This window comes from Nonomuraea longicatena, assembly GCF_039525605.1.
In the GTDB taxonomy this organism is placed as follows: Bacteria; Actinomycetota; Actinomycetes; order Streptosporangiales; family Streptosporangiaceae; genus Nonomuraea; species Nonomuraea longicatena.
In genome coordinates, this window is sequence record NZ_BAAAHQ010000014.1 from 1 (window position 1) to 22,579 (window position 22,579).

Consider the following 22,579-nt stretch of genomic DNA (forward strand, 5'->3'; position numbering starts at 1 on the left):
CCCGCACCCCGCACCCCGCACCCCGCACCCCGCACCCCGCACCCACGAGGGTCGCTGGCGAGCGGGCCGTGTCAAGTCAGGTCTTCGCTCGTGGATCGGGGCACAGTTAGACCATGCCAACCGGTAAGTCCCGCCCCCGTACGCTGGCGGCACAGGCCGCCGATGCTCTGAGCCCTGACACCACTGCGGTGCTCTCCGCCTTCGAGCATCATCTGCGCTTCGAGCGAGACCTGTCCCCGCACACCATCCGCGCTTACATGTCCGACGCGATGTCGCTAATGCTGCATCTGGACCTTCACCTCAGCCCTCCGGCACCCTCCCATGGTGCCTCAGGAGCCTCTGGAGAGCCCGGGTCGACAGGTTCGGCCGGTTCCGTTGCCGACGCCGCCCTCTGTCCTCGCGTAGCCTCGGGAAACCCCCAGGACCTCGTCGGCCCCGCCGACGACGCTCGTTCTGTCACGCGCTCCGCCGATCGAACGACAGCCCTTGACCACGACCGTGGCGAGGAAGTCGTTTCCCCCGGTGATCGGTTGAACGGGTTGGATGTCGGTGGGCTCCGCTCGTGGCTGGCCGGGCAGCATGCGGAGGGGCGGTCGCGGGCCACGCTCGCGCGTCGTACGGCCTGCGCCCGCGCGTTCACCGCCTTCTGCCACCGCAACGGCTGGCTCGCACAGGATCCCGGGCTTCTCCTCGCCGGTGCCAGGTCCCCGCGCACGTTGCCCGCCGTACTAGACCATTCGCAAGCCCAGGCCGCTCTCGACGCGGGCGAGGGTTCCGACCCCAGGTCGCTCAGAGACCAGGCGATCCTTGAACTCCTGTACGCCACAGGCATCCGGGTCAGCGAACTCTGTTCCCTCGATGTCGATGACGTGGACCGGGAACGCGATGTCCTCCGGGTCCTCGGCAAGGGCCGCAAAGAACGTACGGTCCCCTTCGGCAAACCCGCGTTGCGGGCGCTGGACCGCTGGTGCATCCATGGGCGCCCGCTGTGGATCACCGGACGTTCCGGCGCAGCCCTCTTCCTGGGCACGCGCGGCGGACGTCTGGACACGGGAACCGTACGCCGCGTCGTCCACGCGCGGCTGAGCCAGCTCGAAGGCGCCCCCGACCTCGGCCCGCACGGTCTCCGTCACAGCGCCGCCACTCACCTGCTGGAAGGCGGCGCCGATCTGCGCAGTGTGCAGGAACTCCTCGGACACGCCTCCCTCAACTCCACGCAGATCTACACCCACGTCTCCATCGACCGTCTCCGCACCGCCTACCGGCAGGCCCACCCCCGAGCCTGAGCGCGGACACCGCATCACCGCGCCACCCGAAGCGGGCGCGTCCACAAGCGACTGCCCTCACCGCAGCTCACCAGGCAATCCTCACCAGGTCACCCACCGATCCTCAGCAGCGCCGAGGATCCGCAGGACACCCCAGCGACCCCAGCGACCCCAGCGACCCCAGCGACCCCAGCGACCCCAGCGACCCCAGCGACCCCAGCGACCCCAGCGACCCCAGCGACCCCAGCGACCCCAGCGACGGGGAGGATACTCGGCCTGAGGTCGTTTGGTTGCTTTACCACGACAATGTCGCCTTTATGTAGGGAAACAGGCATCGCCGGGGTGTGCCGCCGCAGGTGTCGGCCGCCGACGCCCTGCTCGGCGTCGCCGCCGAGCCCTGGCCCTATCCGCCCGGCGACCCGCCTGTTGGCAGGAACTGGCAGGTCGCCCATCGCCACCAGAGAACGATGGGATGCCGTCGAAGTGCCCACAGCGTCGCAGCGGTCATGAACGGGACTTGGCCCATCACTAACAGCCTTCGTGCCTGTGACCTGGGTGGGCGGAGGGAAGGGCGCGGGCTGGAAGCCAGGAAACGCGTGGGCACGAGGGCGTCGGCCACGCCGCGATGTGCATCGGCCGCCGCCATGGAGATTCGAGGTCCGTCATGGTGGCGAGGGGTCGCGTCGGCCATCATCCTGGGCGACGGGTTGATGGCGGCGATCGGGACGAAGGCGCCAGCCCTTGGGGGTGCGGTCGATGAAGCCTGCCGCCGCCAGGGCGCCCAAGGCGCTCACCGCTGTGGCCAGGTCCACGCCCGCCGCCACGGCGATGGTCGCGGGACCGGCCCCCTGGCGCGAGGGAACGGCGTCGAGGACGGACCTCGCGGTCGGCGACAGCGTGTCCCTGGGAAGGACCGGGCCACGCGGAGCGGGTGCCAGGTCGTCGCCGATCAGGCCCACCAGGTCGATGAGTTCGTCCGGTGTGGTGACGCAGACGGCCTTGCGCTCACGCAGGAGCCGGTGACAGCCCGCCGAGGTCTCCGAGGTGACCGGTCCGGGTATCGCGGCCAGATGACGCCGCAGGGCCACCGCGTGGCCTGCGGTGTTCAGTGCCCCGCTGCGCAAGGCCGCCTCCACCACCAGCGTTCCGCGTGAGAGGGCGGCGATCAGACGGTTGCGGATCAGGAAGCGGGCCCGCGTCGGGTGAACGCCGGGCGGACACTCGCTGATCAGGACGCCCTGTGAGCGGATGAGGGCGAAAAGGTCCTCGTGGGCGCTCGGATAACAGACATCGACTCCACAGGCCAGTACGGCCACCGTCGGGGAGTCGGCCGCCAGGGCGCCTCTGTGGGCGGCCGCGTCGATGCCGTAGGCGCCGCCGGACACGACGGTCCAGCCCGCTTCGCTGAGTCCTGCGCCGAACTCGCCCGCCACGTGAGTTCCGTAGGCCGTCGCGGCCCTGGAGCCCACCACACCGACCGAGCGCAGGCAGGCGTTGCGGAGGTCGGCGTCGCCGCAGGCCCAGAGGCCGATCGGGGCGCTGTAGCCGAGTTGGTCGAGCTGGGTCGGCCATTCGGTGACGCCCGGGACGAGCAGGCGGACGCCGAGCCTTGCCGCCGCCTCCAGATCGGCCTCCGGCCGGACTGCCCCGATGCGCGCCTGCCAGGCGGCCAGACGCTTGCCCACCTTGGCCAGAGCCTGTTCGTAACCGGCAGACCACGCTCGTGAAGAACCGCCGACGCCCATGTCGACAGCCCTCGGATCACCCGACCCCGCCCCGGCAACGCTCAGATCCGCGCCCCGCCGACCGGCAGCCCTCGAATCAGCCGAACCGGTGGCGTCGGAGTCGGCAACCGGACCAGCGACCACGCTCGAACCGGCGGCCACCTCAGCGCCCGTACTGCGCGACCCGCCTGAACCACGATCTCCGGAACTCAACCCGTCGGATCCCCGCCGATCAGGTCCAGAGCAGCCAGGAGCAGCGGCATCGCAGGCACAACCCGCGCCGTCGCGACAGCCTGCGCCACCACCCCCATGACCGGCACCGGCGCGGCGGGCACCGCCGGGCCGAGCCTCACCGACGCCGTCATTCCCCTCACAACCCTCAGCACCCTCACAGTGGACACCGCCAAGCGCAGACCGGGCGCTCTCCCGGCCGCCACCGGTGAGCGCGACGGCCGAAGAGACCACAGCACCCGTTACGACACCCGCGTTCGGGCGCCCGACGGTCTCGGCCAGGGCGGCGGCCACCGGATGCGGGGTCGTGGAGCCGACGATCAGCCGTAGCGCCTCCAGCGGGCCGTAATGCGCCACCAACCGGCCCAGCAGCCGATCGCCCGCCGCGAACGCGGCGCGCATCAGCAGTGTGCGGGCCACCAACTCCTCGGCGGACGGCATCAGCCCACCCCCAGCCACAGGGCGAGCGCGGTGCTGGTGTCGTCCTGGTCGGGGCGCGGCTTGTCGGCCAGATCGGCGAGGGTCCAGGCGACCCGGACGATGCGATCGAGCCCCCGGGCGCTGAGCGTGCCGGTGTCGAGCCCGGTCGAGACCGGTTTCATGGCCTCCGCCGACGGCCGGAACTCCGCGTGCAGCGCGGGCGGGGGCACCTCGGCGTTGGTGCGCCACGGTGTGTGGGCCAGGCGCCTGGCCGCGCGCTGCCGGGCGGCCAGCACCCGGGCGGCGACCGTCTTGCTGCTCTCGACGAACCGGCGGTCGGCCATGAGTTCGCGCCTGCTGGAGCGGGCCACGGTCACCTTCATGTCGATGCGGTCGAGCAGCGGCCCGGACAGCTTGCCGATGTAGCGCCGTTTGACCACGGAGGTGCACTGGCACGCCTCCTTGTCCGTCGGCCGGGCGCACGGGCACGGGTTGGCCGCGAGCACCAGCATGAAGCGGGCCGGGAAGGTCACCGACCCCGCCGCCCTGGAGACCGTGACGATGCCGGATTCGAGCGGCTGGCGCAGCGAGTCGAGGACGGGGCGCTGGAACTCGGGCGCCTCGTCGAGGAACAGCACCCCTCGGTGGGCGAGCGACACCGCGCCGGGGCGCACGACCGTGCCGCCGCCGACGATCGCGGCGGCCGTCGCGGTGTGGTGGGGGCTCACGAACGGCGGCCGGCTCATCATGGGGCTGTCGGGTGGCAGCACGCCGGCGACCGAGTGTATGGCGGTCACCTCAAGGGCGTGGTCCTGCTCCAGGTCGGGCAGGAGCGTGGGCAGGCGTTCGGCCAGCAGAGTCTTGCCGGTGCCCGGCGGGCCGATCAGCCACAGGTTGTGGCCGCCCGCCGCGCACACTTCGAGAGCGCGTCTGCCCAGCGGCTGGCCCACGACGTCGGCGAGATCGACCATGGGGCGCAGGGGCGACACCTCGGGCTGCTCCGGGGTCTCGTGGACGAGCGGTTCAGGGGGCTCGCCGCCGACGCGCAGCCATTCGACGAGCTGGCGCAGGTCACGGACGGGCACGACCCGCACGCCCGGCACGAGCGCGGCCTCCGCCGCGTTGGCGGCGGGGACCACGACGGTGATCTCGCCGTCCTTGGCCGCGCCCAGCACGGACGGCAGCACGCCGCGCACCGGCCGCAGCCGCCCGTCGAGGCCGAGTTCACCGAGGAAGTAGAGCGCGGACAGCCGCTCGGCGGGGACGGTGCCCGCCGCGCCGAGGATCGCCACCGCGATGGCCAGGTCGAACTGGCTGCCCCTTTTGGGGAGGCTCGCCGGGAAGAGACTGACGGTGATGCGGGCGTCCGGCCAGCCGTAGCGGCTGTTGACCATGGCGGATCTGACCCGCTCACGGGCCTCGCTCAGCGCGGTGTCCGGCAGGCCGATCAGGCTGATGGCCGCCAGACCGGCGCCGACGTCGGCCTCGACCTCGACGCACCGGCCGGTGACCCCGACGAGCGCGACGCTTCTCGTGCTGGCGACGGTCATTCAGCTCGCCCCCCTCACGTGCTGGAGGGAGAAGTCGCCCGCGAAGCGCTCGATGGCGACGACGTCGACGCGGACGGTCGCGAACGAGGACTGCTGGGCCGACAGCCAGGCGGCCGCCAGCATGCGCAGCCGCCTGAGCTTGGCGGGCCGTACGGACTCGAGGGCGGTGCCGTGGGAGCGGCCGGATCGGGTCTTGACCTCGACGATCACCAGGCCGGGCCCGTCGCGCGCGACGATGTCGAGTTCGCCGTGGCGGCACCGCCAGTTGCGCGCGAGGATCTCCATGCCCTCGGCCTCAAGATAGGCCGCCGCCAGTTGCTCGCCGTGTCTGCCAAGGTTGTTCATGGGACGACCTTGGCGGAGGGGCGGGAGGCGGATGGAAGCCGAACGACGTTCTGTGGATAACGGGAGGCGCGGCGAGGAGCCTGTGGAAAGGGCTAGCCGGAGAAGCCTTCCTTGGGCATTTCGAGGTCGGCCTTGGCGAGCTCTTCGACGTTCACATCCTTGAACGTCACAACTCGGACATTCTTAACAAAACGGGCGGGGCGATACATGTCCCAAACCCAGGCGTCCTGCATCTTCACATCGAAGAACACATCACCGTTGCCAGCCGTCTTCACGTCGAGATCGACCGAATTGGTGAGGTAGAAGCGCCGCTCGGTCTCGACGACGTAGGTGAACAGGCCGACGACATCCCGGTACTCGCGGTAAAGCTGCAGCTCCATCTCGGTTTCGTACTTTTCGAGATCCTCTGCGCTCATCGCGTCCCTCCTGTCGTTCCGAGGTCAGGCAACCCCGGCCCCCATCTCATTGTCGCCCATCTCCCTGGCCACCGTGACGAAGGAGAAGCGATGATGCGGGCAGGGCCCGTGCGTCTCCAGCGCCAGCCGATGTCCTGGAGTGACATACCCCTTGTGTACGGCGAAGCCATACGCCGGAAACTCCGCGTCCAGCGAAACCATCATCCGGTCACGCGTCACCTTGGCCACGATCGACGCCGCCGCCATACAGGCCGCCACCTGGTCCCCCTTCCAGACGGCCAGCGACGGCGCCGGCAACCCCGGCACCGGGAACCCATCGGTCAGGATGTATTCCGGGACCACCGTCAACCGCGCCACCGCCCGCCGCATTCCCAGAACGTTGCACCGGTGCAGCCCCACCTCGTCGATCTCGCCGGGCGGGATCACGACCACGCCCACGTCGGCGCTCGCCATGATCTGCTCGTACAGCTTCTCCCTGGTGGAGGCCGTCAGCAGCTTGGAATCGCCGAGCCCCGGGATCGCTTTGCCGAGTACGACGGCCGCCACCACGAGCGGACCGGCGCAGGCCCCCCGGCCGGCCTCGTCGACACCGGCGATCGGCGTGAGGCCCCGGCGGGCCAGCGCCCGCTCATAGGCGTAAAGCCCCGAATCTCGCCGGACGACACTCGGTCGGGGGCGGAACGCAACTGTCATGACACAGGCAGAGTACGCCCCAATAGCGGCAAACCGCGACCGATAGCAGGACTGGCCTACTTGACCTTCGCGAACGTCTCGGGCTTCTGGAAGATCTCGGCCCGCGACAGCGGCCAGAACCGCACGAACGCCTTGCCGATGACGTCCTTCTCGTCGATCCAACCGGCGTCGCCCTTGTTGGCCACGTGGTCGCGGGAGTCCTGCGACATCGTCCGGTGGTCGCCCATCAGCCACAGTTTGCCCGGCGGCACCGTGTGGTCGAACTGGTTACCCGAGGGGAAGTCGTCGGGGTGCAGGTAGGAGCGCTCGTCGAGCGGCACCCCGTTGACGGTGATGCGGCGCTTGCTGTCGCAGCAGACCACCTTGTCGCCGGCGACCCCGATGACCCGTTTGATGGTGTCCTGCCCCTCCCACCCCTTGAAGACCACGACGTCGCCCCGCTCAGGCTTGCCCGCGAGCTTGTTGACGAACACCCGGTCGTTGATCTGCAGGGTGTTCTGCATCGACTCGGAGGGGATGTAGAACGATCCCACCACGAACGCCTGCAGCAGCAGCGCGATGCCCACACCGAGCATCAGCAGAAGGACGGTCTCCCGGACCCCGCCCTTCTTCTTCGCCGTGCCGGCCTCCGCCTTCTTGGTGTCGGCCATCAGCGCTTCCTCCTCAGCACCCAGCGCCGGCGCACGAGAACCAGCGGCACGGCGAACGCGAACCCCGCCACCAGCGGCACCGCTCCGCCGAGCGCGTTGAGCGCCGGCTGGGCGAAGGTGTCGGGAATGGGCATGGTGGCCGCCCTGGAGAACGGCCAGACGATCACGAACGCCCGCCCGATGACCTGGCCCTCGGGAATCGAACCGCCACCGGGGTCACCCTGGTGCGCGCGCGAGTCGAGCGAGACCCCCCGGTGGTCGCCCATCACCCACAGGCGCCCCTCCGGCACTTTCACGTCGAAGCCGTCTTTCGAGGGCTTGTCGCCGGGATACAGGTAGCTCTCCTCGTCGATCCCCACCCCGTTGACCGTCACACGGCCTTTGGCGTCACAACATTTGACGTGGTCGCCGCCGACGCCGATGACCCGCTTGATGTAGTCCTTCTCGCCGGGGACGACGCCGAAGGCCGTACCGACCCAGCGGAAGAAGCCCGCGACCGGGTTGGACGGTTCCTCAAGCTGGAACTCACCGTCCCAGGAGTCGACACCGGAGAAGACCACGACGTCGCCGCGCTCGATGTCGCGCGTGTGGTAGACGAGCTTGTTGACCAGGACCCGGTCATTGGTGAGCAGGGTGTTCTCCATCGACTCCGAGGGGATGTAGAACGCCTGGATCACAAAAGTCTTGATGATGAGGGCAAGCACCAGTGCCACGACGACCAGGACGGGAAGCTCTTTCCAGAACGAACCCTTTTTGCCCTTTTTCGCGTCTTTGGCCTTCTGGGTCTCTTCAGCGACCACGTCCACCTCGTCCTCGACCGGGCGGCGCGTGGCGCCGTGCTCCTGGCTCTCGCTAGTCATCGTTGACGAGCCTAGATGATGGCAGGGCTCGACAAGCCTCGACCGAGGGTACAACCATCCGCGAGTCGCTCCGTATAAAGAAAAAGCCCGGTACGTCGAAGAAGTACCGGGCTTTTCGGATGTCCTTACTTGGCGGGCGTGTTCTCGCGCTTCTCGCGGATGCGAGCGGCCTTGCCGCGCAGGTCGCGCATGTAGTAGAGCTTGGCGCGGCGGACGTCGCCTCGGGTGACGACCACGATCTTCTCGATGATCGGGCTGTGCACCGGGAACGTGCGCTCGACGCCGACGCTGTAGCTCACCTTGCGGACGGTGAAGGTCTCGCGCGAGCCCGCACCCTGGCGGCGCAGCACGAAGCCCTTGAAGACCTGGACACGCGACCGGTTTCCTTCGATGACCCGGACGTGCACCTCAAGCGTGTCGCCGGGACGGAAGCTCGGCACGTCGCCGCGCAGAGACGCCTTCTCGAGCTCCTGGATCTTCGTGTGCATAGTGAGTTCCTCAAAGTCTTGTGAACACGCGGAGGTCCCGCCCGGCCGCCGATGCGGCATCTGAGGGGACACGCCTGTTCTTTCCTGGCGCCCGGTTCCGGGCGCGCGAAACCAATCCGAGAGCAGATTGGTAGCGCTTCAGTGTGCCACATCTTCCGGCCCGAAGCGAAACGGGCTCCGCAGCGACTCCAGCAGCGCCCTGTCGTGCTTGTCCAGCGTCTCGGGGTCGAGCGCCGCCGCGAGGTCGGGGCGGTTGGCCACCGTACGGCGCAGCGCCTCGTCCCGCCGCCATCGCGCGATCTTCCCGTGATGGCCGGACAGCAGCACCTCGGGCACCTTGTGCCCCCGCCACTCCGGCGGCTTGGTGAAGACCGGCCCTTCCAGCAGGTTGCGCATGCTGCCCGGCGCGAAGGAGTCGTCGGCGACCGAGCACGCGTTGCCGAGCACCCCGGGCAGCAGCCGCCCGACGGCCTCGGCCATGACGAGCACCGCCACCTCTCCCCCGGCCAGCACGTAGTCGCCGATGCTGACCTCGTCCACCCGCAGCCGCGTGGAGTACTCGGCCATGACGCGCGAGTCGATCCCCTCGTAGCGTCCGCAGCAGAACAGCAGCCATGGCTCACGGGCGAGTTCCTGGGCGAGTTCCTGTGTGAACGGCCGCCCGCTGGGCGTGGGCACCACCATGCGCGGCACCTGGTCGGCGGAGCCGACGACCGCGTCGACGGCCGCCCCCCACACCTCGGGTTTCATGACCATTCCGGGCCCGCCGCCGTAGGGCGTGTCGTCGACGGTCTTGTGCACGTCGTGCGCCCAGTCGCGAAGCTGGTGGATCCGTACGTCCAGAGTGCCGCGCTCGCGCGCCTTGCCGATGAGGGAGACGTCGAGCGGCGAGAAGTACTCGGGGAAGATCGAGATGATGTCGAGCCGCATCTAGAGCAACCCCTCGGGCGGATCGACGACCAGCCGCCCGGCGTCGAGATCGACCTCGGGCACCAGCGCCTTCACGAACGGGATCAGCGCGTCGTCCTGCCCTGCCCGCCGGACGACGAGGAGGTCCTGGCCGTGGTGGAGCACGTCGGTGACCTCGCCGACGGCCTCGCCGGAGACGGTGACGACCGAGAGCCCGATGAGCTGGTGGTCGTGGAACTCGTCCGGATCGTCCGACGGGGACACCTCGGAGGAGTCGATGACGATCATGGTGCCGCGCAGTTCCTCGGCGGCGTCGCGGCCGGACACCCCGGCGAGGCGCAGCAGGAGCACGCCCTTGTGCCAGCGGACGCCCTCGACGGTCAGCGGGCCCCGGGAGGCCGGGTCGGTGACCAGGGAGTTGCCCGGCGCGAAGCGCAGCGCGGGCTCGTCGGTGCGCACCTCGACGGTGACCTCGCCCCTGACTCCGTGCGGTCGGCCGATGCGGCCCACGACCAGCTGCACGTGAAACCTACCTTCTGCGAAACGCGAGCGCCCCCACCGGACGGACCGATGAGGGCGCTCGGGACAATCGGACTAGCGGACGGCCTCGTGCAGGTCGACCAGGTCGACCCGGACGAACTTGCCGTCAGCCAGAGCGTTGACGACGGTGCGCAGCGCCTTCGCGGTGCGCCCGCCGCGACCGATGACCTTGCCGAGGTCGTCGGGGTGCACCCGGACCTCGAGAACGCGCCCGCTGCGAATGCGGCGTGCGCGGACACGGACGTCGTCGGGATGTTCGACGATGCCCTTCACGAGGTGCTCGAGAGCCTCCTCGAGCACCTCAGCCCTCGCCCTCGGTGGGGGTCTCGGCTGCGGCCTCGGCCGGAGCCTCGTCCTTCTTCTTGGCCTTCTTGGGCGTGGTGGCGGCCGTGCCGGTGTCGCCACCGGACAGCGCCTCCTTGGCGGCGGCCTCGTAGATCACGTGCCGGTCGGCGGCGACCTCGGCGACCTGGAGCGGGGCCGGAGCCGGCTCGCCCTTGAACTTCTGCCAGTCACCGGTGAGCTTGAGCAGCTTGAGAACCGGCTCGGTCGGCTGTGCGCCGACACCCAGCCAGTACGCCGCACGCTCGGCGTCGATCCGGATGAGCGAAGGGTTTTCCTTCGGGTGGTACAGACCGATCTCCTCGATCGCCCGGCCGTCACGCTTGGTGCGGCTGTCGGCGACGACGACGCGGTACTGCGGGTTGCGGATCATGCCGAGCCGCTTGAGCTTGATCTTGACTGCCACGGGTGTGGTCTCTCCTGCATTCGAGCGTGGGTGAGCGGTTTGCCATCGAGTGGGGCACGACGGCGGGCCGCTCGAGGGACAGGCATGACCGGCGGGAGGTGAGAGGGCACCCACCTGGTCACGGTGTTCCAACATGCCATTGTGCCAGACCGCCGCCACTGCCAACGACAGGCGCGCGTGCTACTTGTCGTCTGGCAGGTTGAGCTTGGAGGGGTCGAAGCCCGGGGGCAACTGCAGGCCGGGCGGCAGCTTGGGGCCGCCGCCAAGGTTGCCGAGCAGACCGCCCTGCTTCTTGGGCGCCTGCTCGTCGGAGGGCTCGGGAGCGGGCTTGCCGAGCGCGGCCTTGCGCGGGTCGCCGCTCACGCGCCGGCCCTTCTTGGCCTTCTTCTGCTGCTTGGCCGCCTTGCCCCGGCCGCCCGGCATGCCGGGGATGCCCATGCCGCCCGCCATCCGCTTCATCATCTTCTGTGCCTCGAAGAAGCGGGTGACCAGGCCGCTGACCGCCGTGACCGTGACACCGGAACCGGCCGCGATGCGGGCACGCCGCGAGCCGTTGATGATCTTCGGGTCGGAGCGCTCGGCGGGGGTCATCGACCGGATGATCGCCGCGATGCGGTCGAGGTCGCGGTCGTCGATGGAGTTGAGCTGGTCGCGCATCTGCCCCATGCCGGGCATCATGCCGAGCAGGTTCTTGATGGGGCCCATCTTCTGGACCATCATCATCTGCTCAAGGAAGTCTTCGAGGGTGAAGCTCTCGCCCGAGGTGAGCTTGCCCGCCATCTTGGCGGCCTGCTCCTCGTCGAAGGTCTTCTGCGCCTGCTCGATCAGGGTGAGGATGTCGCCCATGTCGAGGATGCGCGAGGCCATCCGGTCGGGGTGGAAGGCGTCGAAGTCCTCAAGCTTCTCGCCCGTGGAGGCGAACATGATGGGCCGGCCGGTGATGTGCCGCACCGACAGCGCGGCACCGCCACGCGCGTCGCCGTCGAGCTTGGTGAGAACGACGCCGTCGAAGCCGACGCCCTCCATGAACGCCTGGGCCGTGGTGACGGCGTCCTGGCCGATCATGGCGTCGACGACGAACAGGATCTCGTCGGGACCGACCGCGTCGCGGATGTCGGCGGCCTGCTTCATCATCTCCTGGTCGATGCCGAGGCGGCCCGCGGTGTCGATGATGACGAGGTCGTGCTGCTTCTGCCTGGCGAAGTCGATCGACCGGCGGGCGACCTCGACCGGGTCGCCGACGCCGTTGCCCGGCTCGGGCGCGAAGACGGCGACCCCGGCGCGCTCGCCCATGACCTGGAGCTGGGTGACCGCGTTGGGCCGCTGCAGGTCGGCGGCCACGAGCAGCGGCACGTGGTTCTGGTCGCGCAGCCAGCGGGCCAGCTTGCCCGCCAGCGTGGTCTTGCCCGCGCCCTGGAGGCCCGCGAGCATGATGACCGTCGGCGGCGTCTTGGCCAGGCGCAGGCGCCGGGTCTCCCCGCCGAGGATGGCGATCAGCTCGTCGTTGACGATCTTGACGACCTGCTGGGCCGGGTTGAGCGCCTGGGAGACCTCCGAGCCCCTGGCGCGCTCCTTGACCTGGGCGACGAACGCCTTGACCACGGGCAGCGCCACATCGGCCTCAAGCAGCGCGATGCGGATCTCGCGGGTGGTCGCGTCGATGTCGGAGTCAGAGAGCCGACCCTTGGCGCGAAGGGAGGAGAAGACCGATGTCAGCCGGTCGGAAAGCGTCTCGAACACGTGGTTGGCCAGCCCTCGGTGCGGTTATGCGTGGTCTGGACCCAGCCTAGCCGCTCGTTCAGCCATTCCAGCCGGGCACGGCCATACGGACCGTGAGCGCGTGCTCGACAAGCTGGATGAGAGCGGCTTTGACCGAGTCCTTGGCCCGCGCGTCCAGGCGGACCATGGGGATGTGGGGGGCCAGCGTGAGGGCGTCGCGGACCTCCGCGTCACTGTGCTGGTACTGGCCGTCCCAGCCGTTCACCCCGACGATGAACGGCAGTTGCGCCTCCTCGAAGTAGTCGATCGCCGGGAAGCTGTCGGCCAGCCTGCGGGTGTCGACCAGCACGACGGCGCCGATGGCGCCGCGTACCAGGTCGTCCCACATGAACCAGAACCGGTGCTGCCCGGGTGTGCCGAACAGGTAAAGGATCAGGTCGCGGTCCAGCGACACGCGGCCGAAGTCCATCGCCACGGTCGTGGTGGACTTGAGCGGCGTCATGCCGAGGTCGTCGATGCCCGCCGAGGCGTCGGTCATGACGGCCTCCGTGGTGAGCGGCATGATCTCCGACACCGCCCCGACGAACGTCGTCTTGCCGACACCGAAGCCTCCGGCCACCACGATCTTGGTCGAGGTGAGGCCGGGGCTAGAGCCTGCGAAGTCCACTGAGCACCCTCTCCAGCAAGTTCACATCTGGCCTGCCCGCTTCCAGCTGCGGCTGGTGCACTCGGACCAGGCCTTCGGCCGCCATGTCGGCGATCAGCACGCGTACGACGCCGAGCGGTATCCGCAGCAGCGCCGACACCTCCGCCACCGATCTGACCTGGCGGCAGAGCTGGCTGATCGCTTGGTACTCCGGTGTGATGTGCGAGAACTCCCGGTGTTCCGCCGTCGCCGACGAGACCAGGGCCTCCATGGCCAGTTTGACCCTCGGCGCGGTGCGCCCGCCGGTGACGGCGTACGGCCGTACCGGCGAGGCGGGGTCGTTGTGGGGCGGTGGCGGCGGCTCCCACCCTCCACCGCTGTTCCATCTGGGGTCGGTCGTCACGCGATCACCTGGTCTGGCTCGCGCGCAGCTCGGCGCGGACCGCAGGGGTGAGGACCTGACCGGCCCGGTCGACCATCAGCGTCATCTGATAGGCGACCAGTCCCATGTCGCAGTCGGGCGCGGCCAGTACGGCGAGGCACGAGCCGTCGCTGATCGACATGATCAGCATGAGCCCCCGCTGCATCTCCACGATCGTCTGGTTGACCGTGCCGCCCTCGAACACCCGGGCGGCGCCCTGCGTGAGACTGATCAGTCCCGAGGCGATCGCGGCGAGCTGGTCGGCCCGATCGGTCGGGAAGCCGGCGGAGGCCGCGAGCGGTAACCCGTCGGAAGAGACCACAACCGCGTGGGCGACCCCGGGTACGGTGCTGACGAAATCGGTGATCAGCCAGTCGACCCCGCGGGCCCCGTGGCTCAGGTCGTTCATTCGCCCTCCTCCCTGCTTTCAACGTGCTTGGAGCCGGGGGGATACGCCCGGCCCTCGCTGATGTCGTCGCGAGCTGCCCGGAATCCCTGCTGGAAGCTGGACAGCCGGCTTCGGATCCGGTCCGGTGACACCGAGGGCCGCGCGGGGGCGGCGGCCTCCTTGGGCGCGGCGGACGGGGTGGCGGAGCCGGGCACCAGGTTGGCCCTGGGGACCCGCTTGGGCAGCCCGGCCGCGGTCGGCGCGTCCCGCACGGGCTCGCGCGCGGCCTCCGCGGCGGTCCATCCGGCGTCCGCCTTGGAGTTGCCCCAGTTGGCGTCGGCGCCGTTGTCGTTGTTGTCGAACCAGGCGGACTCGACGGAGGCGAAGATCGGCAGGTACTCGTCGCCCTGCGGGACCGCCGGAATGGGTCCGGTGGCGGCCGCCTCGGTCTCGGGGAAGTCGTACTTGCTCTGCGCGGGCGGGCCGGTGTCCCTGCCGGGCGGCGTCTGGTCGCGGTTGTTGAACGACCAGGTCGAGACCTCTTCCGAGGGCGGGGAGGGCTGGCGCTTGGGCAGCGGCGGCGGCTCGTTGCTCCAGGTCCCGCCGGAGTTGCGCGAGGGGACCCACACGTCGGAGGTGTCGGGGCCGGAGTCGCGCGAGTCGCCGGGCCAGCCAGCGACGTCGGACGGCCACGCGGGCATCGCCGCCGACCAGCCGGAGTCCGGGACGGGCTGCGACGGGAACGACGGGTGGCCGCTGCCGGGTGCCGCGCCCCACTGCTGCGGGGGCGGCGGGACCGGGGTGCCGTAGGAGGGGGCCTCGTCGCGCGGGATCTGCGCGCCGAACGGCTCCCGCGTCGGCGCGCCCATGGGGCCGGCGCCCGTACCGGCGCCCGCACCGGCTCCGGCGCCCGCGAACGGCGTGGCCTGGGCGCCGAGCAGCGCGTCGGGGATCAGGACCATGGCCGTCAGGCCGCCCGCGCCGTGCGTGCGGAGCTGGACGCGGATGTCGTGGCGGTGCGCGAGGCGGGCGACCACGAACAGGCCCATGCGCCGCGAGACGGAGACGTCGACGGTGGGGGCGTCGAGGAGGCGGTCGTTGGCCGAGGCCAGTTCCTCCTGGGTCATGCCGATGCCGGAGTCGGTGATCGACAGCATCACGCCGCCGCCGTCGATGCGGCTGCCGGAGACGGTGACGCGGGTCTCGCGGGGGGAGAACGACAGGGCGTTCTCGACCAGCTCGGCGATCAGGTGGATGACGTCGTTGACGGCCTGTCCGGCGACGGAGACGCCGTCCGGCACCTGGAGGACCACGCGCTCGTAGTTCTCGACCTCGGACAGCGAGGCGCGGGCCACGTCGACCAGCTTGACGGGCTGACTCCAGCGGCGCGGCGGTTCCTGACCGGCGAGGACCAGGAGGTTCTCGGAGTTGCGGCGCATGCGGGTGGCCAGGTGGTCGAGCTTGAACAGGTTGGCCAGCCGGCTCTCGTCCTGCTCGCCCTGCTCCAGGCCGTCGATGAGGGTGATCTGGCGTTCGACCAGGGTCTGCGAGCGGCGGGAGAGGTTGACGAACATGGCGTTGACGTTCGAGCGCAGCCGGGCTTCCTCACCGGCCAGCCGGATCGCCTCGCGGTGGACCTCGTCGAAGGCGCGGGCGACTTCACCGACCTCGTCGAGGGTGTCGACGCCGATCGGGTCGACGCCGATGTCCACCTTGTCGCCGGACTCGCGCATGTGCCTGACGCGTTCCGGCAGGCGCTCGCCGGCGATGTTGAGGGCCTCGCCGCGCAGCCTGCGCAGCGGCCTGACCAGCGAGCGGGCCATGAAGGTGGTGACGGCGAGCACGAGGATGAGCAGGAGCAGGATGAGCCCCGCGACGATCAGCGCGCTGCGCTGCTCCTCTTCCTGGAGGGTACGGCTGCGCAGGATGATCGAGTCGGCGACGGTGCTCTCGACCTTGCGCATGAGTTCGATGGTCTGGGAGACGGACTCGAACCAGGTGTCGCCGGTGTTGCCCTCGCCGAGTGAGCGCTGGGTGAGCAGGCGCCCCTCGCCGATGAGGACGAGCGCGCGGGCCCTGATGCTCTCCGCGCGGTCCACGTTCTGGCCGGTGACGGTGTCGCCGTACAGGGTGCGCTGGGCGAGCGTGGCGTTGGCCGAGTAGGCGGCCAGTTCGCTGTCGCGCCGGGCGCGGGAGGCGAGCAGGTCGTCGAGCTGAACCGGGCTGAGCCGTCTGGCGGCGAGGCCGGCGCTGAGCGTGGCGCGCTCGAAGGAGACGCTCTCCTTGGCGCGCGAGAGCGCGGTGAAGATGGCGACGCTGTTGTCGAGCTCCTCGTCCACGGCGCCCTGGGAGACGTCGTCGTTGAGGAACAGCATGTCGTTGATGACGTGCTGGTAGAGCAGGGCGACGCTGCGGGCGTCGAGCTGGCTCTCCGCGGCCGCCTTGCGCAACTGCGGGAGCTCGTCGAGGCGGTTGCCGATCTGCTGGGCCTCCGCGCGCTCCGGGCGTTCGGAGCGGGCGAGGGCCTCGACGTCCGAGCGCACCTCGTTCTGCAGGTTGTTGACCGCCGTGTGCTGGGCCTCCATGGCGGAGGAGTCCCTGCGGTCGTTGGCGACGAACCGGGTGGTGAGGTCGCGTTCGAGTTCCAGCTCGTGCGCCAGTTCGGCCAGCTTGCTGACGAGTACGGCGGTCGCGTTGATCTGCTGGTAGTCGGAGGCGATGCCGATCGAGGACGTGACACGCATGCCCGCGAGAAGGAGGGCCGCCAGCGTGGGGATCACGATGAGCGCGAGCAGCTTGGAGCGCACGCGCCAGTTGCGGATGGCGAAGCGGGACGGGCGCTTGGCCTTCGGTGGCTTCGCCGGGTTCCGGCCCGGCGGCGGGGTCGACGGCGCCGATGCGCCGCCGCGGTCGGTCACAGCCCCGGCGCCCGCGTCGCCGTCATCTCGGGCTGATGTAAATGCAGTCCTCACCGACGTCCGCAACCTCTCCTCGGATGACTTCCTGCGTGCGGATCACGTCATGCCTTTCGTGGCGTGCCACGCCAACACGCCCATAGGGCGAGTGCTTATTTGAGCACAACACGACTACTTCGGCCAACGCCCCAACGGTCACAATCAGCTCAGACCTCATTAAACGGCCACGAAGTGGACTTATCAATACTTCAATGTCTACCTGAGGGTGCCGTACGACCTACGCCAACCAGCTACATAACCCCCAAATCGGGCAAATCACCCACTCGCCCCACTGTGCCGCAATAGCCGTATATCTCCGAAAGAGTTTCGGTCGGCTACCCTGACCCCGAACTCCACTCAGCGCTAACATTTCGGTCCCCGGACACCCCCCACGGAGAGGCCATGTCGTTGCCCTTCGTCCTTGACAGAACCGGCCACGAGGAGTGATCGTGCGCCGTCTCTACGAGAGCAAGATTTTCTGCGGAATCACCGGCGTCGTCGGCATCCTGATCGTCGCGGAGATCGCCGGCAGAAGCGGACTCATTCCGCCCAGCGCCTTCCCCCTCGCCTCCACGGTGCTCACAGACGCCGCCGGACTGGCCGCGGACCCCGACTTCCTCCTGGACGTCGGCGTGACCTTCCTCGGCTGGGCCGCGGGACTCGTCATCACCGTGCTGGTGGCCGTGCCCCTGGGCCTCCTGCTCGGCAGCGTCCCCCCGGTCGAGCGGGCGCTGCGGCCCTTCGTCGAGTTCATGCGCCCGATCCCCTCGGTCGCGCTGATCCCGCTGGCGGCCTTCCTGTTCAGCGACTTCCTCGAACTGAAGGTCGCGATGATCGTGTACGCCAGCACGTGGCCGATCCTCATCAACACGATGTACGGGCTCAAGGAGGTGGACCCCGTCGCCAAGGAGACGCTGCGCAGCTTCGGCTTCGGCCGCATGGCCGTCCTGATGCGCGTGTCCCTGCCGAGCACGGCCCCGTTCATCGCGACCGGGATCCGCGTCGCGGCCGGGATCGCGCTCATCCTCGCGGTCAGCACGGAGTTCCTGACCGGCGGCTCCGAGGGCATCGGCACCTTCATCATCCTGGCGGGCAGCAGCCCGGACGGCACCGCCCTCACCGTGGCGGCGACCGTGTGGGCCGGACTGCTGGGCCTGGCGGTCAACGCCCTGTTCGTCAAGGCCGAGCGGCGGGCGTTCCACTGGCACGCGGCCAAGATCGGAGTGCAGACGTGAAGATCCTCTCCGCGCTGTCGAGGCTGTGGCTGGTGCCGGTCGTCCTGGTCGTCTGGGAGACGACGACCTGGCTCATGGACGACCAGTACTTTCCCCGGCCCACCGAGATCGTCGCCGCCATGTACGAAGCCTGGTTCACCGGGCCGGCCGGCAGCATGTTCCTGACCGAGCGGGCCCTGGAGAACGTCCCGGACAGCATCGTCAGACTGCTGGCCGGGTGGGCGCTGGCCTCGGTGCTGGGCGTCGCGCTCGGGGTGGCGATGGGACGCTCGCCGCTGCTGTTCCGGCTGATCGACCCGCTCATCCAGTTCGGCAGGGCGCTGCCGCCGACCGCGCTGCTCCCGCTGTTCATGGCGTTGTTCTCGACCGGGACCAGCATGCACGTCCTGCTGATCGCCTTCGGGGTCATCTGGCCGATCCTGTTCAACACCGCCGACGGGGTCCGCAGCGTCGACCCGCTGCACCTGGAGACCGGGCGGACCTTCGCCCTCACCCGGACGCAGCGGATGACCCGGATCATCCTGCCCTCGGCCATGCCGAGGATCTTCGCCGGGCTGCGGCTGAGCCTGTCGCTGGCGCTGATCCTCATGGTCATCTCGGAGATCTTCAGCGTGAACGGCATCGGCTTCCTGCTGCGCGACGCGCAGCAGTCGTTCGAGCTGCCGACGGTGTGGGGCGCGATCGTCCTGCTCGGCCTGCTGGGCTTCATTCTCAACTGGCTGTTTCTTCTGGTCGAGCGCCGGGCACTGTCCTGGCACCGGGCAGCCACCCGAACTGCGTAGCTTCACAGCCCGTCAAACAGCAGAAAATCACCACAATTCACCCAGCGTGAATGCATGAAATGGAACGATCCATTGTCAAAACCTGACATATCGCCACATGTGATGATATGTCAGGTCACGCCTTCCCTGCTGAGGCTCTGGTCCCTATTGTGGCTTGCGCTAGGCTCTTCCCCTCAAGATCACGCCCGGGCGTGCATCGATACTCTTCCCCCCATGGAGTGTTCATGTTCGGACACTGGCGCCGCTTGCGCACCGGCGCTGTCACGATTGCCGCCACAGCATTGCTCGCCGCAGGATGCGGCAGCGGAGGAAACGACTCGGGGGGCAACGCCGCCGGTGGCGTAGAGAAGTCCGAAATCACCATCGGTATGCTCCCGCTGCCCGAGGTCGCCCCCATCCAGATCGCCATCGACAAGGGCTTTTTCAAGGCCGAGGGCCTCAATGTCAAGGCCGAGGCCGTCCAGGGTGGCGCCGCCGCCATGCCCCTGCTGATGAACGGCAAGTACGACATCCTTCACAGCAACTACGTGTCGGCCATCATCAACGCGTCCAAGGACGGGAAGATCAAGGTCGTCGGCGAAGCCTATGTGGCCAAGCCGGACAACTTCCTGCTCATGGCGAAGAAGGGCTCGCCGATCACCAAGGTCGCCGATCTCAAGGGCAAGAAGATCGGGGTCAACACCAGGAACAACGTCGCCACGCTCACCACGGACGCCCTGCTCAAGACCAACGGGCTGACCAAGGACGACGTGACCTACCTTGAGAAGCCCTTCCCCGACATGGTCAACGCACTGGAGACCGGCCAGGTCGACGCCGCGTTCCTGCCCGAGCCGTTCCACCAGGCCGCGGCGGCCGCGGGCAACACCAGGATCGCCGACATCATGAGCGGCCCCACCGCCGACTTCCCGATCGCCGGCTACCTCACGACGGACGAGTTCTCCGCGAAGAACCCCAAGACGGTCGGCGCCTTCCAGCGCGCACTCGCCAAGGCGGCCGAACTCGCGATCACCAACTCCGACGAGGTGGACGCAGCGCTCGGCAAGTACACCAAGATCGACAAGGCCACGGCCGACCTGATGAAGCTCGGCGGATTCTCCACCACCGTCAACGCGACGCGTCTGCAGCGGGTGGCCGACCTGATGCTTGAGCACCAGCTCCTCACGGCGAAGTTCGACGTGAACGGAATGATCTACAGCGGAGGCGCGAAGTGATCGAACCGTACCAGGCGGTCGGCCTGGTCCCCACCATGCGTGGGATCCGCCACCGCGACGACATCCGGGTCAACATCGATCACATCGGCCATCTGATCAAGGCGGCGTCCTGGCTGACCAGCCTCGACCTGCCCGTACGGCTGATCGCCATCCCCGAAGGCGCGCTCCAGGGCTTCAACGACGAGGTGCTCGATCTCGACCACGAGGACTTCGCCGCCAACTGCGCGATCGACGTGCCGGGCCCCGAGACCGACAAGCTCGCCGAACTGGCCGTCAAGTGGAACACCTTCCTCATCGGCCAGGCCAAGGCCAGGCACCCGGAGTTCCCCGGCCGCTTCTTCAACATCGGGTTCGTGATCGACCCGCAGGGCGAGATCATCCTCAAGCACTACAAGACCGTCACGCTGCTGCCGGTCGAGCACTCGGTCACCCCGCACGACGTGTGGGACCGCTGGGTGGAGCTCTACGGCGAGACCCTCGACGCGTTCTACCCGGTCGCCGACACCGAGATCGGCCGCATCGGCATCCTGATGGCCAACGAGGCGTCCTACCCGGAGAACGCGCGCGGCCTGGCGATGAACGGCGCGGAGATCATCTACCGGGGACCGTACCCCCACCCGCACGTCGGCAACGGGCTGTACGAGGTGCAGAACCGGGCCAGGGCGCTCGACAACAACGCGTACCTGATCGCCTGCAACGTCGGCACCTACTTCCTCGACCAGGAGTCCGACATCCCGATCGACACCTTCGGCGGGCAGTCCATGGTCGTCGACTACAAGGGGCAGATCGTCGGCAGGCACGACTACAGCGGCGGCTCGTCGTGGGTGGCGGGCACCATCGACATCGGCGCGCTGCGGCACTTCCGGGCCAACGCCCAGTGGGACAACTGGATGAAGGACCTGAAGACCGAGCAGTACCAGCTCATCTACAACAAGCCGGTCTACCCGAAGAACCTCTACATGGACCGCAAGCCGTACAACCACGCGGACTACCGGACCGAGGTCATCGACAAGCAGATCGAGCTCATGCACGAGCGCGACATCTGGGTGCGGCCGGAGAAGGGCTGAGCACCGGTGCCGTGCTCCCCGCCGGGAGCACGGCACTCTCAGCGAGTGACGCTCCACGAGGCGCGGCGGTTGAGGTGCTCGACGTCCTGGTCGGTGAGACCGTGCTGGGCCGCGCGTGAGCGCCTGATCTCCTCCTCGGTCAGTACCTCGGTGATGTCGGAGAACCCGCCGGGGGCGCGCTCGGTGACCAGGTTGACGGTGGCGTCCATCGGCAGGTCACGGTGCAGGAGCACCAGCGCGTTCGCCGGTTCGCGCCGCTCGGCCTCGTACGCCAGCAGGGCCGCCTCCGGCGTCGGCTCGGTGGCGAGGCACCTGGCCAGGACCCTCGCGTCGAGTACGGCCTGCGACCCCCCGTTGGAGCCGATCGGGTAAAGCGGGTGGGCGGCGTCTCCGATCAGGGTGACCCGGCCCCGTCCCCAGTGGGAGAGTGGGTCCCTGTCCACCATCGGGTAGGAGAGGATGTGCTCGGTCGCCGAGATCAGAGCGGGAACGTCGAGGTCGGCGTGCTTCCAGTCGGCGAAATGCGGAAGAACATCCTCTTTGCGGCCCGGGGCCGACCAGTCGGCCGCCGGAACGGCGCCGGAGTCGCCCAGCCGTACCTCGGTGACCCAGTTGAGCAGCGCGCGGCCTCGCGAGCGCGCCTCGGCCGAGACGGGGTACACCACGATCTTGGCCACCGCGTTGGAGCCCGCGACCAGGACGGTGGAGTCGTCGAGGATGGGGTCGCTCTCCACGATCCCCCGCCACATGTGGATGCCCGACCACCTGAGGTCGTCGCCCTCGGGGTGGAGCCCGGCGCGCACGGCCGAGTTGATGCCGTCGGCGCCGACCACGACGTCGTACCTCTCCTTCTTCACCTCGCCGGAGCGCACGTCGCGCAGGCTCGCGGTGACGCCGTCGGCGTCCTGCTCGAAGGAGACGAAGGCGGTTCCGGTGCGCACGGCGTCCTCGCCGAGGCGGTCGCGGACGGCGGCGAGCAGCAGCATCTGGAGCTGCCCCCGGTGGATGGAGTACTGCGGCCAGTTGTACCCGGCGGCGCGCCCGCGCGGCATGGTCACGATCAGGCCGCCGAAGCGGTCGGTGAAGCGGAAGAAGCTGGTGGGAATGCCCGTGGCGGCCAGCCGGTCGGCCAGCCCGAGTTCGGTGAGCTCCCGCACCGCGTGCGCCTGGAGGTTGATGCCGACGCCGATGGGACGTAACTCCGCGGCCGACTCCACGAGGGTGCAGTCGATTCCGGCGGCGTGGAGGCTGAGCGCGCCGGTCAGCCCTCCGATGCCGGCGCCGACGATCAGAACGCGCACAAGTACTCCCTCCGCC

At 69.1% G+C, this 22,579-nt stretch carries 24 protein-coding genes; 6 read left to right on the plus strand and 18 right to left on the minus strand.

Annotated elements, in window-relative coordinates; translation table 11 throughout:
- Positions 1–278 precede the first annotated feature (278 nt).
- The gene (locus ABD120_RS15220; RefSeq protein ID WP_425563976.1) at positions 279–1,286 is read left to right on the plus strand and encodes a tyrosine recombinase XerC; all 1,008 of its coding nucleotides are present in this window, start codon (positions 279–281) and stop codon (positions 1,284–1,286) included.
- A 641-nt stretch (positions 1,287–1,927) separates the two neighbouring features.
- Here ABD120_RS15220 and dprA read toward each other — a convergent pair.
- Entirely contained in the window at positions 1,928–2,950 is a 1,023-nt protein-coding gene (gene dprA / locus ABD120_RS15225) for a DNA-processing protein DprA (RefSeq protein ID WP_343950517.1), read from the minus strand.
- Between the two features lie 348 nt (positions 2,951–3,298).
- On the opposite strand from dprA, the gene ABD120_RS15230 reads away from it, so the two are divergent.
- Entirely contained in the window at positions 3,299–3,550 is a 252-nt protein-coding gene (locus ABD120_RS15230) for a hypothetical protein (protein ID WP_343950518.1), read from the plus strand.
- Positions 3,551–3,660: 110 nt separating this feature from the next.
- Here the strand turns inward: ABD120_RS15230 and ABD120_RS15235 are convergent, their stop codons facing one another.
- The 16 genes from ABD120_RS15235 to ABD120_RS15310 form a co-directional block, all read right to left on the minus strand.
- Positions 3,661–5,190, minus strand: a complete 1,530-nt coding sequence (locus ABD120_RS15235) for a YifB family Mg chelatase-like AAA ATPase (RefSeq protein ID WP_343950519.1) — start codon at positions 5,188–5,190, stop codon at positions 3,661–3,663.
- A complete protein-coding gene (locus ABD120_RS15240) occupies positions 5,191–5,535 on the minus strand; it encodes a YraN family protein (protein WP_343950520.1) in 345 nt (114 codons plus the stop codon). It abuts the gene before it with no gap.
- 92 nt (positions 5,536–5,627) lie between these two features.
- Positions 5,628–5,951, minus strand: a complete 324-nt coding sequence (locus ABD120_RS15245) for a DUF2469 domain-containing protein (protein WP_343950521.1) — start codon at positions 5,949–5,951, stop codon at positions 5,628–5,630.
- 24 nt (positions 5,952–5,975) lie between these two features.
- Positions 5,976–6,644, minus strand: a complete 669-nt coding sequence (locus ABD120_RS15250; RefSeq protein ID WP_343950522.1) for a ribonuclease HII — start codon at positions 6,642–6,644, stop codon at positions 5,976–5,978.
- Positions 6,645–6,700: 56 nt separating this feature from the next.
- Complete coding sequence (gene lepB, locus ABD120_RS15255; RefSeq protein WP_343950523.1) at positions 6,701–7,294, minus strand: signal peptidase I; 594 nt, start codon at positions 7,292–7,294, stop codon at positions 6,701–6,703.
- On the minus strand, positions 7,294–8,154 hold the full coding sequence (gene lepB / locus ABD120_RS15260) for a signal peptidase I (RefSeq protein ID WP_343950524.1): 861 nt from the start codon (positions 8,152–8,154) through the stop codon (positions 7,294–7,296). The genes lepB (ABD120_RS15255) and lepB (ABD120_RS15260) overlap by 1 nt, the downstream gene beginning before the upstream one ends.
- Positions 8,155–8,279: 125 nt before the next feature.
- Positions 8,280–8,642, minus strand: coding sequence for a 50S ribosomal protein L19 (gene rplS / locus ABD120_RS15265; RefSeq protein ID WP_343950525.1), 363 nt, complete (start codon positions 8,640–8,642; stop codon positions 8,280–8,282).
- A 138-nt stretch (positions 8,643–8,780) separates the two neighbouring features.
- Positions 8,781–9,572 carry a tRNA (guanosine(37)-N1)-methyltransferase TrmD gene (gene trmD / locus ABD120_RS15270; protein WP_343950526.1) on the minus strand — a complete coding sequence of 264 codons (792 nt, stop codon included), beginning with the start codon at positions 9,570–9,572 and terminating at the stop codon, positions 8,781–8,783.
- Positions 9,573–10,073: a ribosome maturation factor RimM gene (gene rimM, locus ABD120_RS15275; protein WP_343950527.1), complete on the minus strand. Its 501-nt coding sequence runs from the start codon at positions 10,071–10,073 to the stop codon at positions 9,573–9,575. It lies immediately after the preceding gene.
- A gap of 72 nt (positions 10,074–10,145) precedes the next feature.
- The gene (locus ABD120_RS15280) at positions 10,146–10,391 is read right to left on the minus strand and encodes an RNA-binding protein (RefSeq protein ID WP_343950528.1); all 246 of its coding nucleotides are present in this window, start codon (positions 10,389–10,391) and stop codon (positions 10,146–10,148) included.
- A 1-nt stretch (position 10,392) separates the two neighbouring features.
- Positions 10,393–10,839: a 30S ribosomal protein S16 gene (rpsP, locus tag ABD120_RS15285; RefSeq protein WP_343950529.1), complete on the minus strand. Its 447-nt coding sequence runs from the start codon at positions 10,837–10,839 to the stop codon at positions 10,393–10,395.
- A gap of 180 nt (positions 10,840–11,019) precedes the next feature.
- A complete protein-coding gene (gene ffh, locus ABD120_RS15290; protein WP_343950530.1) occupies positions 11,020–12,579 on the minus strand; it encodes a signal recognition particle protein in 1,560 nt (519 codons plus the stop codon).
- Positions 12,580–12,637: 58 nt separating this feature from the next.
- Complete coding sequence (locus ABD120_RS15295) at positions 12,638–13,225, minus strand: GTP-binding protein (RefSeq protein ID WP_343950531.1); 588 nt, start codon at positions 13,223–13,225, stop codon at positions 12,638–12,640.
- Positions 13,206–13,607: a DUF742 domain-containing protein gene (locus ABD120_RS15300; RefSeq protein ID WP_343950532.1), complete on the minus strand. Its 402-nt coding sequence runs from the start codon at positions 13,605–13,607 to the stop codon at positions 13,206–13,208. Before ABD120_RS15300 ends, ABD120_RS15295 begins: the two co-directional genes overlap by 20 nt.
- A 4-nt stretch (positions 13,608–13,611) precedes the next feature.
- The gene (locus ABD120_RS15305) at positions 13,612–14,034 is read right to left on the minus strand and encodes a roadblock/LC7 domain-containing protein (protein ID WP_343950533.1); all 423 of its coding nucleotides are present in this window, start codon (positions 14,032–14,034) and stop codon (positions 13,612–13,614) included.
- Positions 14,031–16,931, minus strand: a complete 2,901-nt coding sequence (locus ABD120_RS15310; RefSeq protein WP_343950534.1) for a sensor histidine kinase — start codon at positions 16,929–16,931, stop codon at positions 14,031–14,033. Before ABD120_RS15310 ends, ABD120_RS15305 begins: the two co-directional genes overlap by 4 nt.
- 485 nt (positions 16,932–17,416) lie before the next feature.
- On the opposite strand from ABD120_RS15310, the gene ABD120_RS15315 reads away from it, so the two are divergent.
- The 4 genes from ABD120_RS15315 (at position 17,417) to ABD120_RS15330 (ending at position 21,262) form a co-directional block, all read left to right on the plus strand.
- Positions 17,417–18,202 (plus strand): ABC transporter permease, encoded by a 786-nt coding sequence (locus ABD120_RS15315; RefSeq protein ID WP_343950535.1) that lies wholly within the window; start codon positions 17,417–17,419, stop codon positions 18,200–18,202.
- The gene (locus ABD120_RS15320) at positions 18,199–18,984 is read left to right on the plus strand and encodes an ABC transporter permease (protein WP_343950536.1); all 786 of its coding nucleotides are present in this window, start codon (positions 18,199–18,201) and stop codon (positions 18,982–18,984) included. The genes ABD120_RS15315 and ABD120_RS15320 overlap by 4 nt, the downstream gene beginning before the upstream one ends.
- Positions 18,985–19,208: 224 nt before the next feature.
- A complete protein-coding gene (locus tag ABD120_RS15325) occupies positions 19,209–20,195 on the plus strand; it encodes an ABC transporter substrate-binding protein (protein WP_343950537.1) in 987 nt (328 codons plus the stop codon).
- The gene (locus ABD120_RS15330; RefSeq protein WP_343950538.1) at positions 20,192–21,262 is read left to right on the plus strand and encodes a nitrilase-related carbon-nitrogen hydrolase; all 1,071 of its coding nucleotides are present in this window, start codon (positions 20,192–20,194) and stop codon (positions 21,260–21,262) included. The genes ABD120_RS15325 and ABD120_RS15330 overlap by 4 nt, the downstream gene beginning before the upstream one ends.
- Before the next feature lie 38 nt (positions 21,263–21,300).
- On the opposite strand, the gene ABD120_RS15335 is transcribed toward ABD120_RS15330, so the two are convergent.
- Positions 21,301–22,563 carry a flavin-dependent oxidoreductase gene (locus ABD120_RS15335; protein WP_343950539.1) on the minus strand — a complete coding sequence of 421 codons (1,263 nt, stop codon included), beginning with the start codon at positions 22,561–22,563 and terminating at the stop codon, positions 21,301–21,303.
- Positions 22,564–22,579: the final 16 nt, after the last annotated feature.

Bases quoted from the DNA above. Each gene is read 5' to 3' on its own strand.
- ABD120_RS15325 (WP_343950537.1), top strand. From the start codon at position 19,209: ATGTTCGGACACTGGCGCCGCTTGCGCACCGGCGCTGTCACGATTGCC.
- ABD120_RS15250 (WP_343950522.1), bottom strand. From the start codon at position 6,644: ATGACAGTTGCGTTCCGCCCCCGACCGAGTGTCGTCCGGCGAGATTCG.
- lepB (WP_343950523.1), bottom strand. From the start codon at position 7,294: ATGGCCGACACCAAGAAGGCGGAGGCCGGCACGGCGAAGAAGAAGGGC.
- trmD (WP_343950526.1), bottom strand. From the start codon at position 9,572: ATGCGGCTCGACATCATCTCGATCTTCCCCGAGTACTTCTCGCCGCTC.
- ABD120_RS15305 (WP_343950533.1), bottom strand. From the start codon at position 14,034: ATGAACGACCTGAGCCACGGGGCCCGCGGGGTCGACTGGCTGATCACC.
- ABD120_RS15240 (WP_343950520.1), bottom strand. From the start codon at position 5,535: ATGAACAACCTTGGCAGACACGGCGAGCAACTGGCGGCGGCCTATCTT.
- ABD120_RS15230 (WP_343950518.1), top strand. From the start codon at position 3,299: ATGACCGGCACCGGCGCGGCGGGCACCGCCGGGCCGAGCCTCACCGAC.
- ABD120_RS15220 (WP_425563976.1), top strand. From the start codon at position 279: ATGCTGCATCTGGACCTTCACCTCAGCCCTCCGGCACCCTCCCATGGT.
- rplS (WP_343950525.1), bottom strand. From the start codon at position 8,642: ATGCACACGAAGATCCAGGAGCTCGAGAAGGCGTCTCTGCGCGGCGAC.
- ABD120_RS15235 (WP_343950519.1), bottom strand. From the start codon at position 5,190: ATGACCGTCGCCAGCACGAGAAGCGTCGCGCTCGTCGGGGTCACCGGC.
- lepB (WP_343950524.1), bottom strand. From the start codon at position 8,154: ATGACTAGCGAGAGCCAGGAGCACGGCGCCACGCGCCGCCCGGTCGAG.
- ABD120_RS15245 (WP_343950521.1), bottom strand. From the start codon at position 5,951: ATGAGCGCAGAGGATCTCGAAAAGTACGAAACCGAGATGGAGCTGCAG.